Source organism: Neopoerus faecalis (genome assembly GCF_029218125.1).
Taxonomy (GTDB): Bacteria; Bacillota; Clostridia; order Oscillospirales; family Oscillospiraceae; genus Oscillibacter; species Oscillibacter faecalis_A.
Window position 1 is genome coordinate 55,373 of record NZ_JARFXX010000008.1, and the last position, 14,862, is coordinate 70,234.

Here is a 14,862-nt window from a genome sequence, read left to right on the forward strand (position 1 = left end):
GTCAGTCCTTTTTGAAATATCCGTCCACCCAGCCATCGGCGTTCAGCGGCAGCCCCGGCGCCCATGGGATCGGCTGCGACATGATCTCTACCACCCGGTCGAGGTTGGCCAGCTCCGTAGGGGCCTCGATTACTACCTCGTCATGGATATCAAAGACGATCCTGTAGCCGGCGGCGGTCAGCTGCTCCATAGCGAAGAATAAGCAATCCCGGGCCACGGCCTGCGTGATATTCTCCACCAGCTTGCCACCGTAAGTTTCCAGTTCCGCCCATCTCTTGGAGGTCTGGTTCTGCCCCCAATAACACAGGCTGGGCTTGCCAAAACGGTTGACGCCCATGTGGGGTCGCACATAGTAGAGCTTTCGCTTGCTGGGGAGTAGGATTGTCATAAAATCCAGGCCGTTATCCGAGTCAAATTCCCGCCCAATGGTGACGGGGCCCACCGTGGACGTCCGACCGTTCTGCACAGCTTCCATCGCCGCCGCCTCGACCTGATACCAGAAATTCACGATAGCCGGGTTAGACCGACGCCAGCGGTTTACGATGTCCGGCAATTCATCTTCCATCAGGCCACTGCGAAGGGCCCCCATATTGATAAGCGCCCCGGAGCTGCCTTGATAACCCAGCGCCAGCGTAGCCACCTTGCCTTTTGCCCGGTAGGCGTACTCTGGATTGCCTTTCTTGATTTTGTCCATAGGCACACCAAACATCTGGGAAGCCGTGGCCTCATAAATCTTGCCGTGGGTTCTGAAGACCTCCAGCACCCATTCCTCACCGGCAAGCCAGGCGATCACCCGGGCCTCAATAGCCGAAAAGTCGGCATCAATGAAAGACATACCCGGCGCCGCCACAAACACCGTGCGGATCAGCGCCGAAAGGGTAGAAGTAACGCTGCCATAAATCAGCCGCAGTGCATCCAGATTCCGGCTGCGTACCAATTCCCGGGCGGCGCTGGTGGCCGGAACAACATCATGTGGGAGATTCTGTACCTGTACCAGCCGGCCGGCTTCCCGCCCGGTACGGTTGGCGCCGTAAAACTGCAGCAGGCCCCGGATACGGTTATCCGCGCAGACACAGGTTTCTACGGCGTTATATTTCTTTGTGCTGGTTTTCCCCAATTCTTTCCGGATTTCCAGCATCCGCCGGGCGTCCTCACTGGGTAATTCCTTTCCCAGCAAGTCTGTGACCGTATCTTTCCGCAGGTCCGTGAGATCTTCGCCGGTTTCCTCCTGCAGCCATTTGGTAAGCTGTGCGACGCTGTTCGGGTTCTCAAGACCGCTGATCCGTCGGGCCTCATCCAACAACTGGTTCTTTACGGTTTCGCCCAGATAGATGGCACCGTCAGCAAGGTCCATATCGACCGCCACGCCGCGCAGGTTGATGAGCTGGTCCAGCTCCCATTGGCGCTGGACGGTCTCCGGGACAACCACCCGGGCCAGACGCCGGTCAATTTCCATCTCCGCCACAACATCCTGACCGTTGTAGGTTTTAAACAGTTCCCACCTTTCAGGCTCATGCTGTGGCAGGTTCCGGGTACGGCCGCCGTTGTTTTTCGTAGGACTACAGAGCACGCAGAAGTACCGAATCAGCGCCCTGCCCGCAGCCAGCTTCTGTTTATCCTCTGGCAGCCCCAAAGCGCGGCCGGTGGCGTCCAGTCCGGCGGGGTAGCCGGCATACATGCCGCGCAGCATGGAACACCGCCACTGAGGCAGCCATGTAATGGCGGAGAAGCTGTTGTGCTGCTTATCTTCAGCAAGCTTGAAATGCCGGCTCAAGCAATACCATTCAAAGGCTGCGTTATAGGCGTGCTTGATGCAGTCCCGGTCAAAGAGCCAGCGAAGAACTTCTTGCGGCAGGTAGGCCCCGGGCTGTGTCAGGTCTACCACCTGCACCGGTGCCCCATCCAATGAGTATCCGAACAGAAGGACTTGGAAGGCGGGGCTTTGCGCGTATTTGTAAAGGCCTGCTTTGCCGATGTCGATATCGCTGAAGGTCTCAAGGTCGATAAAAAGATGGTGCATGGTGTCCTCCTGATTGAAATAGGGCCTCCTGATTTTTGTGCAGGAGGCCCTTGCGATTGGACTTAGGTATTGGGCCAGCCGGTGGGCGCGGGGGTGGCCGGTCAAGCGCCGGGGCCCTGCTGTACAGGTGCACCCCAAGCAGGGGCCACCGGAGCAGCCGCAGGAGCAGGAGCAGGAACCGCGCCCCAAGCAGGTGCAGCAGGGGCGGCGCCAACAACAGAGAAGGCTTCTTCAGCGGTTACGCGGCTGCCAAGGGGCTCCCCGTCACGGGTCTTCTGGATGCCGTTCAGGCCACAGCCAACACCCTTTTTACCGGCAGAATTGTAGGCGAAGAAGGTTACACTGACGTTGCCATAGCAACCGGAATAGATCTCGGCGGGATTGATGATCTTCTGGACCTGCGCGTCCACAACGAAGGGGGGCCGATCTGCCTTGCTGCTGGCGGTAAACACCCAGCAGCCCTTGCACTCAGCGCCAAACGCCTGCCCGTCAGAGGGGCGGACGCCGTCACCGTCATGGATGCAGATAGACGGAACAGGGGGCCGGACGCCGCTCCACTTGGCGGTCACCCCCGCCTCGATAGCGGCGTTGACAGCGGCATCCATAGCGGCCTTCGCCTGCGTGTTGGACTTGGGGACGAGGATCGTCACAGAAAACTTGGGCTCGGCCTGGGGGTTATTGGCGGGGGCCTGAGGCTGGAACACATTGCAATAGGACAGCCGGCACTCGCCGATGGTGATGGTGGTAGGATTCATACGATTCAACTTCCTTTCTCAATTTCGGCCTGCATGGCCTGTAACGCCACCCAGCGGTCATGCCGGGCCTTGGCGCGTTTAACGTTGTTCTTCAGGCGGCGGTTGTTCTTCAGGATCTCGAGATTTTTCGCAGACCGGGAGCGCCTGTTGACCAGCCGCCATTCGTTGGTATATTGCCTGCTGCTGTTCTCCCACGCGCGCTTAGACGCCTGTACCCAAGCGCTGATGCTTTCGGCGACGCACGAGGCGTCAGCGCAAAAAAGGTTGCGGGGGTCATGCAGCAGCGTGAAGATCTTCCGGATATTTTTCCGTGGCAGTTCCGGGAGTTTTGTCAGCAGGATCTCTGCGTAGTAGTCATCAATGCTGATCCGCAGCACATTGTCTTTACGCATTGGCCTCAACCGGATGGAAGGCCGCTTCCGCCGCATTGTAGGGTGCCCGCTTGTCGCTGGCGGGTACCAATGTAGGCTTACCCGGCTGTTTCACGACCAGATCCTCTGCCACATTGGCGAAACCACGCTTGCCCAGAATCTTTTCCAGCGCCGGCGCGGTCACGGGTTTTCGCTCCCACAGCAGAGCGGCATCCACGCCGCGTGCCTCCAAGGTCTTAAAGGCAGTGTCGGTATCGCCCCATGCCCGAGAGCCGCGGCCCTCCACGGCCTTGTAGCCGGGGATGTCCTTGCCGTCCAGGCAGGCTTTCAGGGCGTAGTCCTCCAGGTCCTTGTACCAGCTGATCAGGCCCTCGGCTTCCGCCAGAGCAGCGCCTACCTCAGCATCGGACAGCAGCGGCCCACTGTAATTGGCGGGGAGCTTGTCAGACCCGGCAGCCGGCGCGGTCTGATACTTTCGGCCGGCTTCCAGCACCGCCGCCGCCCGGGCGGAGCACTGTGCCTTTCCCCGGCACCAACGGCAGCAGTCTCCGGGGGTGGCGGGGGCTGTGCCTTCCAAAGCCCGCTGCGCGGCCGGAGCTACGAATTCACGCCCCCACTTCTGGAGTTCCGCGGCGGTTGTGTCCCAAGTCTTGACGCCCCCGGCATGTGGCTGCACGATGATGAGCCTGACGTCCGTCAGCACATCACCGTAGATCATGCGGAAAGTCTGCAGGGCTCCCAGTGCGTAAAGCTGCATCTGGGGGTTATGCTCGGCTTCCACCGGGACACCGGAACCGTTCTTGTAGTCAACAACCGTGATCCGGTTGCCGCCGATCAGGATACAGTCCGAGGTACCGAAGCCCTCCGGCGCATACTCAGAGTAGTCCACCCGTACCTCCAGCGCCACAAACGGGGCGCTGGGGTAGGTCAGGGCTTCAGCTTTAACCGCCTCCAAGTAGGTCTCTGTAGCGTCTTCCATGTCGGGGGCATACGCTGGATCCCCACGGAATTTCTTCAGCCTGGCGTTGTAGGCACGCTTGCCAACGGGCTCGATAAAGTAGCTCCAGAGCTTGTACTCTCCGATGGCGTGGGCCAAACGGCCGGCCTCCGCATACTGGCTGGGGGCCTCCGGGAACAGCTTCTGCATGTTCAGATACTGGGCGCAGCCGCTCCAGCCGACAATACTCGACGCACCCAGGTCGGAATGTACTTCAGGCGTTGGCATCAGATCTGCGCCCCCAATCCCCGCATAGCCTGGACAAAGGCGGCGGTCTGCTCTTGCGGCAGCTGAGTCAAAGACTGGAGCCCGAACTGCTGCAGAAGACCATTGAGCGCAGCCAGCTTCTCCGGGCCCTGCTGGGCCAGCATAGCACCGGCGCGGGCGATGTCGTCAATGCTGTACTTGGGGGTACCGGTGGGGATTGCGGGGGCAGGAACAGGAACAGGGGCAGGAACAGGAACAGGGGCAGGGGCAGGGGCAGAAACAGGCGCTGCGGCAACGGTGGGTGTCACGGGGGCAGATGCCGGAACGTTGGCTGCGACCGATGCCGCAGTGGCGACCTTGCCGGTGATAGCCTGCGCCAGCAGTGCCAGATCGGGGAAACGAATCTCCCCCTGAACATTGACATTGATCTGTGTATTCATAAATAAGTCCTCCTTATTAAAATTGCGGTTATTAACCCCGCCCTCTGCCGGACGCCCCGCGGCTAACCTGCTCGGGGCAGCCCGGCAAAAAGAGAGTTGCGGGCGCCGGGAACGCCCGGCAGAAGGCTGGATAGGATACGTGTCATTCCGGAAGGCAAAGCTGCCCGGCGGCGTATGCGTCATAGAGAGTCTGCCCGTTGCGGCCAACGAAGTAAGGAAGGAATACCTGGCCTACGTCGACCATCTCTGTCTCGAGAATGGCGAGCTGCGCGGTCAGCCAGTCCTTGACGATCCGCCAGGCCACACGCTCTGCCTGTTCTGGAGAGGCGTCAATTTTGGAACGGTCCCGCCGCTTCGGGTCAGCTTTCTGGCGCTGCAGAACCATGCGTACACGCTCAGCGTTACCAGGAAGCCGAACTGCTCGCTCTCCATCCGGTGTGATGATGGAGAAGCAGATTGCCAAAACCCGGCCGTTGTCATCGTAGTCGAACATGACCTTCCGGGCACCATGGTCGGCCAGCGCCTTATGGATGTCGCTCACGGTCTGGGAGACCGAAACGGTCGTGGTATAGTTTTTCAAAGCGGCCATCTCACTCCACCTCCTGCGCCACCCAGTAGACGGTGGCGGTACGGTGGCCCATCTGCAGGGCCTCGGCATGACTGCCGACGCATAGATCAATGTGGCGGCTGCCAACACCGGAGCCGGTATCGTCGGCACGGTAGTAATGGATCTCGCCGTCACCGTAATCCACCAGCACATCGGCCCCAAGCGGGATCACGGATGGATCTACCGCCACGGAGACATAGGGCGTGGCTCTGCGGCCGCTGGCTGTGATGCCATAGGCCGGGTGATCGGGGGCTTTGCCGCAGCACCGCTGGCAGATGCAGTAATGGGTCACGGTGACATTCTCCAGAACGTGGGCCTGATCCAGTCTCAGAGGCTCCTGAGCCGGGGTGTCATCCCCAGACAGCTGCCCATTATCGGTAATCGCTGATGATGGGGGAGTGGTAGGCTTCTCGGCGGCCTTGGCCGAGATCACCAACGCTACTCCGGCGATCAGGGCGGCGAGGATCAGAGCAAGGATGGCGTTCAGCTTCCAAGCCCTGGCAGATTCCTGAGCGGCTCTGGCCCTCCGGTGCGCCTGCCGGGCACGTTCGGCAGAGGCTTCCAGTTCTGTGGCTGCATGGTGCTCCTGCGCCAGCCAAGCGACCTGCAGCGCATCAACATCCGCCCTCAGCTGGGACACCTGACGGTGCAGTTTTTCAGATCTCTGGCTCATGGCCTCACCCCCCTAATCAGCTGCAATAATTCTTCGTCCTGAAAGTGAACCGCCCGGTCCAGCTTTCGCAGTTCATCGATGTTCCACTTCACACGGCCACGGAAGCGCCCGGAAACAACGCCCTCCTCCACGCCCATCTGCTCACCGAGGTCTCTCTGAGAACGTATGCCCTCTCTGGACATCGCCACCCTGATAATACGGTTGCGGGTTTCCAGCAATTTTGCGGGCCTTACAATATCTCTCGCTTTCATAATCCCTCCTGCTACTGAGCCTGCACAACGCCCATGTAAGCCATGGCGAGCTGCCGCTTGTCATCTGGGAGTCCGTCAAACTCCTTGGCGTATTGCTGGGCCTCTGCTGACAGCGCATAGGCCCCTCTCCCGAGCAGGTAGTCCACCGACACTCCAAAATGGTCGGCAACCTTTGCAAGGTTTTCTACACTCGGCGATGCGGTTTCCCAGCGGCGGATGGTTGCGTTAGCGAGGCCGCAGTCTCGTTCCAGCCTCGCGATACTGGTGTTGTTCGCTTCACAGAGTTGCTGTATCCGTTGGAATAGCACATTTTCACTCCTTTCATTCTATTTCCGCTTGACAACGATTAGAAAATAAGCTATTATTGTGGCGTAACAAATCCATACGCAACGGCTACTCATGTTTGTTGGCGCATCCGTAAGTAGCTTATGTGCTATTGAATAGCTTACAAGCGAAGTATAGCATTTTATTGTATGGCTGTCAATAGCTAATTTGCGAATATTGGGATAGAATTTGGGAGGTTATTCGCTATGACGCTAATGCAGCGCATTAAGCAATTGTGCGACAGCCACGGAGAAACTTTGGCTTCTCTTGAGCGAAAAATGGACTTTGGAAATGGTACTATTCGCAGATGGGATAATGCAACACCGTCCGGTGACAAGCTCGCAAAGGTAGCAGATTTTTTTCATGTATCTGTCGATTATCTCCTCGGAAGAGATATTAACGGAGGAAACGACAGCAACGTCCCTGATGAAAACTTTATCATTCTGAGCCGTAATGCAAAAAAGCTGTCTCCGGAGAAGCGGAAACAGCTGTTAGATATGGCCAAGGTCATGTTTGAGGAGGAATTTAAAGATTGATCCGTTACCCGAACTACAGGAGAGCCACTAATGCGGCATATGAACTTCTGATACACTACGCATCGTTTTCACTGGCAACAAATGTATTTGCTATCGCTGAAAACTTTTTAGGCAACTGCAAATTGCTTACATACGGTCAAGCAAGTTTCCTATATGGCTATACAGTGGGAAATCTTTTAGAGGTTAGTGAATTTGGTTTTTCCATTGTAAACGGAGATAAGCGCATTATCTTGTACAACGAAGCAATGCCGCTTGGTTCTATTCGCTTTACTATTGCGCATGAAATTGGACATTTCATTCTGAAGCACCGAGACGAACACGATTCGGCCGTAGAAAAAGAAGCGAACTGCTTTGCGCGGAATCTCCTTTGTCCCCTCCCTGTCGCATGTAACCTATGCGCAAACTCAGTGCAAAGCTATGTCAGTCTATTTAATGTAACACCTAAAATGGCAACGGTAGCTTTTGAAAGGCAAGAGGACGATCGAGATAATATAAGTCTCCAAAATTGGGGCTTGTTTTCTGAAATGTTAGAAGCCTGCATGGAGTGTTTTGTAGATACCGATGAGTACAATTCGTACCTCGACAGTTCGATCCTCGTATCTTGATGTCTGGGGGCTGATATATGGCCAGATAAAATAAAAACCGCCCCCGGTGCTGGAACACCGAGAGCGGCCATAAGGGTGATAGCATTGACACCGCATATCACCCTTTCATATTACATAAATATGGGAGGAAAATCAAGTGGTAGTTCCAAAAGCGCGGAAATTGCCGTCGGGTACATGGTTTATCCAACTGCGGTTAGGCGGCGAAAGCATCCCGGTAACAGCACGCAACGAAAAGAAATGCATATTGGAAGCCCAGTCGATCAAAGCGGAGTATCTGGCAGGGAAACGGGTGTCTCAAGAGCATGAGGAGGAAAAAGAAAGCGCCACACTGACAATGGCGATGGATGACTACATAGACAGCAAGAGCAACACGCTTTCTCCCGCCACAATTCGGGGATATCGGAAGATTCAAAAATTCCGCTTCCAGAGCATCATGCAGGAAGATGTGGATGCCCTTGCCGCAAAGCCCGAAAAGGAATGGCAGGTCATCGTCAATGATGAAGCCGCACTCTGCGCGCCAAAGTACCTGAAAAACGCTTATGGCTTCGTCAAGAGCGTTATTCGGTATTCAACGGGGCAAATGATACCAGAGGTCAAGCTGAGCGCTCCTATACCATCTGAGCGGGCCTTCCTGATGCCTGATGAGATCATTCCATTCGTAGAAGCTGTCAGGGGAACCTTCTTCGAGGTTCCTGCGCTGCTGGCGCTATCCTCTATGCGTATTTCCGAGATACAGGCGCTCCGGTGGGAGAACGTCTCGAAGAACCCGGATTTCATCCGAACCACCGGGGCCGTAGTTCTGGACAGCCAGAATAAGCTCACAAAAAAGAAACAAGGGAAGAATGTCACCTCATCGCGTAACGTCCCCATCCTCATACCGTCGCTGAAAGAGGCACTGGAGCGAGAGCGTAAGCCGTCCGGCCCGGTTATGGACATCACACAGGACAGGCTTCGGGAAAACGTCCACAGGGTTTGCATCCGCAACGGCCTGACTGATGTGAGCATCCATGGATTGCGGCACAGTTTTGCATCACTGGCCTACCATCTGCGGATGCCGGAAAAGATAGCCATGGAGATTGGCGGATGGTCGGACCCCGGAACAATGAACCGAATATATACGCATATCGCCAAGAGCGATATCACCAGGTACCAAACTGAAATGGCTACATTTTACTCGGAGAAAACAGAAGAAGCAGCCGAAAATGCTAACGAAAATGCTAACAGCAAATAGGAATATAGCATTTTCAAGGGTCACAGCGATTATTTCGGGGGTTCGAATCCCTCACGGCGTACCAAAAGTCCTCGAAATCGTCTGATTTCGATGACTTTTGCTTTTCATAAGTTGCTATTTGTGTGTGTCGCTTTTTTCTGACCCAAACACTGACCCCAACGGGAGCGGATAGCGGAAAGCATCAGACGGCACGGGAGAGGATGTTCCCCATCGTCTGGGCGGCTTTCATCTGCGCGTCGGTGGTGACGTGGGCGTAGGTGTCCAGCGTGAAGCCCGCAGAGTAGTGGCCCAGCATCGAGGACACCGTTTTCACGTCCACGCCGTTTTGGAGCGCCATGGTCGCGAAGGTGTGGCGCAGGTCATGGAATCGGATGCGGGGCAGCCCCGCCCGTTTCAGCACCCGCTGGAGCATGTGCAATACGCTGTCCGGGGACATGGGGCCTCCTGTTGGTGACGGGAACACCCATTCGCTGTTACCCGTTTTTCTTCTTTGTTGCATCAGAACGTCTATCGCATCCGCCGACAGGGGCAGTGTGCGGTAGGCGTTTTTCGTTTTCAGCGGGGCTTCGACTACTTTGCCATTCTGCCGAGAGATGGCTCTCTGAATTTTCAGTGCTCCGTGCTGGAAGTCCACATCCGTCCACTTTAATCCCAGCAGTTCCCCACGGCGTAGTCCTGTGGCGAGGTCGAGGTAGTAGAGCTCGTACACGCCGCTGTCCTTGGCCTCCTGGAAGAAGGCGCTGAGTTGGTCGGCGGTCAGGGTCTTCATTTCCTTGTGTTCGACTTTCGGCAAGGCGCAGCCCTGCGTTGGATTCTTGCTCACCAGTTTCTGCTCCATGGCGAGATTGTACGCCGAGCCGATCATCTGGTGGATGTTCCGCACGGTTTTCGGAGCCAGTCCCTTCGGTTTCTTTTTCGCTTCGACGCGGTCTACCCGACCGCCGTCCAGCAGGTGCTTGTAGAACCGCTGCAAGTCCAGAGAGGTCAACTCTGCCAGCGGGATGTTGCCGATCTGCGGCTTGATGTGGTTTTTCAGAAAGCCTTGTGAGGTTTTGAAGGTGGACGGTCTGAGTTTCACTCTGGCGTAGTTTTCCATCCAGACTTCCAGCCATGTTCCCACGGTGTAGGTCTTGGCCCGCCCGTAGTCGATGCCGACGTTTTCCTCGATGGCCTTTTTTAGCTTCTCCTTGACTTCCGCCTGCGTCTTGCCAAGCACGTTTTTGATGATGGACTTTCCGGTTTCGGGATCGTGACCGACTGTGTACCGGCCCTCCCACCGTCCATCCTTGCGTTTTCGGATGTTCCCCTCGCCGTTTGCTCGTCGCTTTGGCATAAAATCAGCCTCCTTTTCGACAACGAACAATACCGTAACCAAGAGGGAAAAGCTACCGAAAAACGGAATCGTTATCAAAAAGTTATCATTTTCGCTCCCTCAAGCGGGGAGCCTTATCTTTGCCTATTGCGGCGCAATTCTTGCGCTGCCGGGAGCGTCCTCTTTGGTTTCAGCGGTGCGATTTTTGGACGGTCAAGAAGCCCTTTCCATTGACTGGTACAAAATATGCTTGCCTTGCACCATTGATCACGCGGTGTTGATTACCTCGATTTCCTTCCGAAACGGCCATAAGGCACCACTAAATTCCTTGGGACACCTGCGTTTGGGGGAACTAAGACGCCAGCCGTTCTGAAATTTCCTTCAAAAGGCGTCACAACCGACTGCGTTAAAACCCCCGTCAACTGCCCGCACTGCGGGCAGAAGTGATTGGGCAGAGCGTCGGTTCCGACGCCAGCCGTTTATCCTGCTTTCTTTTTCGTCCCCGAAAAACCTGCGAAAAGCGCAGAAAACGCAGTCATACCAACGTTTCCAACACGTTGGTCACACGGACTTCAACACCTCCGGCACAAACGGCCCACGTTCGCTTTCACGAGCGAAAGTGGGTACACACTCGGCTTTCGGAGAAGGATCGCACACAGGGGCTCACACGCCGAAACAGGTGGTATTTCGGATAGGGGCGCTGTCACTACCCTCGGTGCGCTTTGCATGTTCTCGAAACGCTGGACGGCCGCTTGTTAAAATGGCTCATTTGATGTTTTCTGAGGTCGGGTGAGCAGCGTTCCTTGCGCAGTGCCTATTTTTTTCGAATATACAGAATTTTCTGTCGGCAGTTCCAGTTGCAAACACTTTTGCGCTATGGTACAATAAATCCAAGGAATTGGAAGAATTTCAGAACAATTATGCCGTTTAATTCCCGTTTGCAATTGCAAGTTCCTCACCGGGGCCACGCCCCAAACAACAGAAAGGAAGTGCTATCCCATGAAGAAACTCATCTCCTTGGCTCTGGCGGCTCTCCTGCTGCTGAACCTTGCCGCCTGCGGGGAAAGCTCCGTTTCCAATCCATCAGGTTCCTCCGACGATTCTTCATCTTCAGCCGACCCCGCCCAGCCAGATGCCTTCTCCCCCGTCACCACGGAGGCGGAAGTTCGGGCTCTCTATGGGGACGACGCGGACCTCATCGCCTCCATCGAGGCGTACCAGGGCGACTTCCTGGTGCAGCTGGGAATGGAGGATTCCGGCCCCAGCTTGGACTGGGTCTACGGTGAGAGCGGCATCCGCCGCCGGATGCTGTGGCTGGATACGCCCCTGCTTCGGTGCGAGATCGAGTCCCAGGCATCCGTCCGGGTGGTCACTGGTGGGCCTAACATCTATAACGGCGTCCCCAGTTTTCCACGCGTGGAGTTGGCCACACTAAGCCTTCTCTACGATGAGCAGGGCCGCGACCGAGGCTATGATCCCTATGTTTCTCCCGGCATTGGTAGCTCTGAAATCTACTGGGCCGGGGCTGGGGAGCGCTATTCCATGGGGATGCAGGGCCGCCGGGAGGCCATCCGCTCCGCTCAGGTCGATGCAGGCGGCCTCACCGTGGCCTTCGCGCCCCTGGCGGACGGTAGCGACTTCGTGGCCGCCTACTGCGAGATCCCCTATACCGAGGTGGCTCTCTCGGAGGACGGTATGACCCTCACCGTCACCATGCACGACACCTTCCTCAGCAGCGGCACCCTCTCCAAGGATGTAGACCTGGACTTTTTGAAGGAGTATGGCTCCCTCTACCCAGAGAGCTTCCCCGCCGGGGAGTTGGCGGGAAGCTGCACCCTCATTGAGAATGCGGATCTGCGTCAGGATGGGAACAACGCCGTGCTGACCGTCACTCTGGCTGACGGTCCCATCCACGGCAGGAACTTCGGTGACGGTTATTACCGCTTTACCGCTGAGACCGGCTATACCGGCATCGCCGACATCGGTCCCTACCTTCGAGTAACCCTCAACGCCACCAACGAGCTCTTTGCAGGCAACTGAGCAGTCCATACAAGCCGTGGACAGCGTGGGTGCGGGCGCACCGTGTTTGACCCACTTTTGACCCGGAATCCGAAAAAAGCGGGCAAGTCTGGACGGAAACAATGAAAAATCCGCCGAGCGAACGGCGGCAAAAAGCACAAATCGGAGCCGAAATGACTCCGATTTGTGCGTGAGACAACCTACGGACCAGAAGGCCGGGGGTTCGAATCCCTCACGGCGTACCAAAAGTCCTCGAAATCGTCTGATTTCGAGGACTTTTGTTTTTCATAAGTTGCTATTTTCGGATGTTGCTTTTTCCTGACCCAAACGCTGACCCCAACGGGAGCGGGTAGCGGAAAGCATCAGACGGCACAGGATAGGATATTTCCCATTGTTTGCGCTGCCTTGAGCTGCGCGTCGGTGGTGACGTGGGTGTAGGTGTTCAGCGTGAAGCCAGCCGAGTAGTGGCCCAGCGCGCTGGACAGCGTTTTCACATCCACGCCGTTCTGGAGCGCCATCGTCGCGAAGGTGTGACGGAGATCGTGGAATCGGATGCGGGGCAGCCCCGCTCGCTTCAGCACCCGCTGGAGCATGTGCAGGACGCTGTCCGGGGACATGGGACCTCCAGTGGGCGATGGGAATACCCATTCGCTGTTACCCGTTTTTCTTCTTTGTTGCATCAGAACGTCTATCGCGTCTGCCGACAGAGGCAGGGTGCGGTAGGCGTTTTTCGTTTTCAGCGGCATTTCAATGATCTTGCCGTCGATGCGCCCGATCTGCCGCCGAACCCGAAGGTCTCCTTTTTCCAAATCAATGTCCGACCATTTTAAGCCAAGTAACTCGCCCCGCCGCAGGCCGGTGGTCAGGTCGATGTAGTACAGGGCGAACACGCCGCTGTCCTTGGCCTCTCGGAGGAAGGACGTCAGCTGCTCAACAGGAAGCGTCTGCATTTCCTTGCGCTCCGCCTTCGGCAACGCGCAGCCGTCTGCCGGATTACGGGCGATCAGCCGCTGCTCGTTTGCCAGCTTCAGCGCAGAGGAAATGATCTGATGGATGTTGCGCACTGTTTTGGCGCTCAGTCCCTTGGGCTGCTTCTGTGCTTCGATTCGCTCTACCCGCCCTTCTGCCAACAATTTCTTGTAGAACTGTTGCAGATGCAGCGTCGTCAGATCATTCAACGGGATCTTGCCGAGCTGCGGCTTGATGTGGTTTTCGATGTAGCCATGATAGGTCAGGTAGGTGGATGGGCGCATCTTGATTTTGGCATAGTTCTCATACCACACTTCTAACCAGTTACCCACGGTGTAGGTCTTGGCCCGCCCATAGTCGATGCCCACGTTTTCCCCGATGGCTTTCTTCAGCTTTTCTTTTACTTCTGCCTGTGTCTTACCAAGAACGTTCTTGATGATGGCCTTGCCAGTTTCCGGATCGTGACCGACCGTGTACCGCCCCTCCCAGCGTCCGTCTTTGCGTTTTCGGATGTTCCCTTCCCCGTTCGCTCGTCTCTTTGGCATGGTATCGACCTCCTTTGTAACAGCAAACCATACCGTAAACAGCAGAGGAAAGCTATCGGAAAACCGAACTGTTATCAAAAAGTTATCATTTGCGCTTAGACCACGCTGCCCTATCTTTGTCTATTGCGGCGCAATTTCTGCGCTGCCGGAGGGGACGCTTCTTTCAGCGGTGCAAAATGGAGTACGATGACTCCATCGTCCGTCAGATGGTAGAATGCATTAAGGTCTATCCTGGCGGCAAGCTGGAGATTATCTTCGGTGGCGGATACCTTGTCGAAGAATCCGTCTAAGTGTAGGAGATTGAGGGATCATCCCTCTTTCTCTTTCTTTATTTCATCGTGGATGTTCTCCTGAATCGCATCGAGAAGGGCGACCTTTTGCTCTGTTGAACACTCCAACCTTGAGATGTAATTATAAATCAACTGTGCATGGACAGTTGCAACGCGCTTGGCAAGTTCCTCCTGACCTTCCTTTGAGCGCGGCAAATGAATGATTACTTCCATAGAATTCCCCCCAATCAGGAATAAGACCGGATGCATATCGGCAAGATGGTCAGCACACAATGAAGTAAGGGATAATCGCAGACACGCTGCTTTTAATGTCTTTATTTATTGACAATAATAGATGTATCGTCTATAATAAAAAGCACAAAGACGATGTAAGGTGGTGTGCAGAATGGGACGAAAGAGTGTTGCTGTGCTGCCGCAGACGCAGGCGATTTTAGAACAGCTGGGAGAACAGATCAAACTTGCCAGATTACGGCGGCATCTGTCCGCCGAATTGGTTGCGGAAAGAGCCGGTGTAAGCCGAGCCACAGTGTGGAATGTTGAAAAGGGAAACCCCTCTGTCGCGATTGGGATCTATGCCGCAGTCCTGCACGCACTGAACAATATGGATCAAGACCTCCTGCTCGTTGCAAAGGATGACGAGCTGGGGCGTAAGCTCCAAGACCTTGAACTTACCACTCGCAAGAGAGCACCGCGAAACGGAGGTGATTGAC

The 14,862-nt window shown here is 55.9% G+C and carries 17 protein-coding genes and 1 pseudogene; 5 read left to right on the forward strand and 13 right to left on the reverse strand.

Going from position 1 to position 14,862, the window contains the following annotated elements; all coding sequences use genetic code 11:
• Window position 1: 1 nt before the first annotated feature.
• The 10 genes and pseudogenes from PY311_RS09990 to PY311_RS12700 form a co-directional block, all read right to left on the reverse strand.
• On the reverse strand, window positions 2-2,020 hold the full coding sequence (locus PY311_RS09990; RefSeq protein ID WP_286148531.1) for a DNA polymerase: 2,019 nt from the start codon (window positions 2,018-2,020) through the stop codon (window positions 2-4).
• 101 nt (window positions 2,021-2,121) lie between these two features.
• Window positions 2,122-2,775, reverse strand: coding sequence for a DUF2815 family protein (locus tag PY311_RS09995; protein ID WP_286148532.1), 654 nt, complete (start codon window positions 2,773-2,775; stop codon window positions 2,122-2,124).
• A 5-nt stretch (window positions 2,776-2,780) separates the two neighbouring features.
• On the reverse strand, window positions 2,781-3,167 hold the full coding sequence (locus tag PY311_RS10000; protein WP_286148533.1) for a hypothetical protein: 387 nt from the start codon (window positions 3,165-3,167) through the stop codon (window positions 2,781-2,783).
• A complete protein-coding gene (locus tag PY311_RS10005; protein ID WP_286148534.1) occupies window positions 3,160-4,371 on the reverse strand; it encodes a DUF2800 domain-containing protein in 1,212 nt (403 codons plus the stop codon). Before PY311_RS10005 ends, PY311_RS10000 begins: the two co-directional genes overlap by 8 nt.
• Window positions 4,371-4,790: a hypothetical protein gene (locus PY311_RS10010; RefSeq protein WP_286148535.1), complete on the reverse strand. Its 420-nt coding sequence runs from the start codon at window positions 4,788-4,790 to the stop codon at window positions 4,371-4,373. The genes PY311_RS10005 and PY311_RS10010 overlap by 1 nt, the downstream gene beginning before the upstream one ends.
• Window positions 4,791-4,932: 142 nt before the next feature.
• Window positions 4,933-5,379 carry a hypothetical protein gene (locus PY311_RS10015; RefSeq protein WP_286148536.1) on the reverse strand — a complete coding sequence of 149 codons (447 nt, stop codon included), beginning with the start codon at window positions 5,377-5,379 and terminating at the stop codon, window positions 4,933-4,935.
• A 1-nt stretch (window position 5,380) separates the two neighbouring features.
• The gene (locus tag PY311_RS10020; protein WP_286148537.1) at window positions 5,381-6,070 is read right to left on the reverse strand and encodes a 3D domain-containing protein; all 690 of its coding nucleotides are present in this window, start codon (window positions 6,068-6,070) and stop codon (window positions 5,381-5,383) included.
• Window positions 6,067-6,321, reverse strand: a complete 255-nt coding sequence (locus PY311_RS10025; RefSeq protein ID WP_286148538.1) for a hypothetical protein — start codon at window positions 6,319-6,321, stop codon at window positions 6,067-6,069. Before PY311_RS10025 ends, PY311_RS10020 begins: the two co-directional genes overlap by 4 nt.
• Window positions 6,322-6,332: 11 nt before the next feature.
• Window positions 6,333-6,467: a hypothetical protein gene (locus PY311_RS10030; RefSeq protein WP_286148540.1), complete on the reverse strand. Its 135-nt coding sequence runs from the start codon at window positions 6,465-6,467 to the stop codon at window positions 6,333-6,335.
• Window positions 6,468-6,629, reverse strand: a pseudogene (locus PY311_RS12700) (helix-turn-helix domain-containing protein); the annotation flags it as partial. It abuts the gene before it with no gap.
• Window positions 6,630-6,851: 222 nt separating this feature from the next.
• On the opposite strand from PY311_RS12700, the gene PY311_RS10035 reads away from it, so the two are divergent.
• From PY311_RS10035 to PY311_RS10045, 3 genes are all read left to right on the forward strand, one after another.
• A complete protein-coding gene (locus PY311_RS10035; RefSeq protein ID WP_286148541.1) occupies window positions 6,852-7,181 on the forward strand; it encodes a helix-turn-helix domain-containing protein in 330 nt (109 codons plus the stop codon).
• Window positions 7,178-7,786 (forward strand): ImmA/IrrE family metallo-endopeptidase, encoded by a 609-nt coding sequence (locus PY311_RS10040; protein WP_286148542.1) that lies wholly within the window; start codon window positions 7,178-7,180, stop codon window positions 7,784-7,786. Before PY311_RS10035 ends, PY311_RS10040 begins: the two co-directional genes overlap by 4 nt.
• A gap of 136 nt (window positions 7,787-7,922) precedes the next feature.
• Complete coding sequence (locus PY311_RS10045) at window positions 7,923-9,017, forward strand: tyrosine-type recombinase/integrase (RefSeq protein ID WP_286148543.1); 1,095 nt, start codon at window positions 7,923-7,925, stop codon at window positions 9,015-9,017.
• A 181-nt stretch (window positions 9,018-9,198) separates the two neighbouring features.
• Here PY311_RS10045 and PY311_RS10050 read toward each other — a convergent pair whose 3' ends face one another.
• The gene (locus PY311_RS10050) at window positions 9,199-10,350 is read right to left on the reverse strand and encodes a tyrosine-type recombinase/integrase (protein WP_286148544.1); all 1,152 of its coding nucleotides are present in this window, start codon (window positions 10,348-10,350) and stop codon (window positions 9,199-9,201) included.
• A 978-nt stretch (window positions 10,351-11,328) separates the two neighbouring features.
• Here PY311_RS10050 and PY311_RS10055 point away from each other — a divergent pair.
• Window positions 11,329-12,369 (forward strand): hypothetical protein, encoded by a 1,041-nt coding sequence (locus PY311_RS10055; RefSeq protein ID WP_286148545.1) that lies wholly within the window; start codon window positions 11,329-11,331, stop codon window positions 12,367-12,369.
• Between the two features lie 341 nt (window positions 12,370-12,710).
• On the opposite strand, the gene PY311_RS10060 is transcribed toward PY311_RS10055, so the two are convergent.
• Entirely contained in the window at window positions 12,711-13,862 is a 1,152-nt protein-coding gene (locus PY311_RS10060) for a tyrosine-type recombinase/integrase (RefSeq protein WP_286148546.1), read from the reverse strand.
• Between the two features lie 308 nt (window positions 13,863-14,170).
• Window positions 14,171-14,365: a hypothetical protein gene (locus PY311_RS10065; RefSeq protein WP_215687762.1), complete on the reverse strand. Its 195-nt coding sequence runs from the start codon at window positions 14,363-14,365 to the stop codon at window positions 14,171-14,173.
• A gap of 172 nt (window positions 14,366-14,537) precedes the next feature.
• Here PY311_RS10065 and PY311_RS10070 point away from each other — a divergent pair, with 172 nt between their 5' ends.
• Window positions 14,538-14,861 (forward strand): helix-turn-helix domain-containing protein, encoded by a 324-nt coding sequence (locus PY311_RS10070; RefSeq protein WP_286148548.1) that lies wholly within the window; start codon window positions 14,538-14,540, stop codon window positions 14,859-14,861.
• The last annotated feature ends 1 nt before the right edge of the window (window position 14,862 follow it).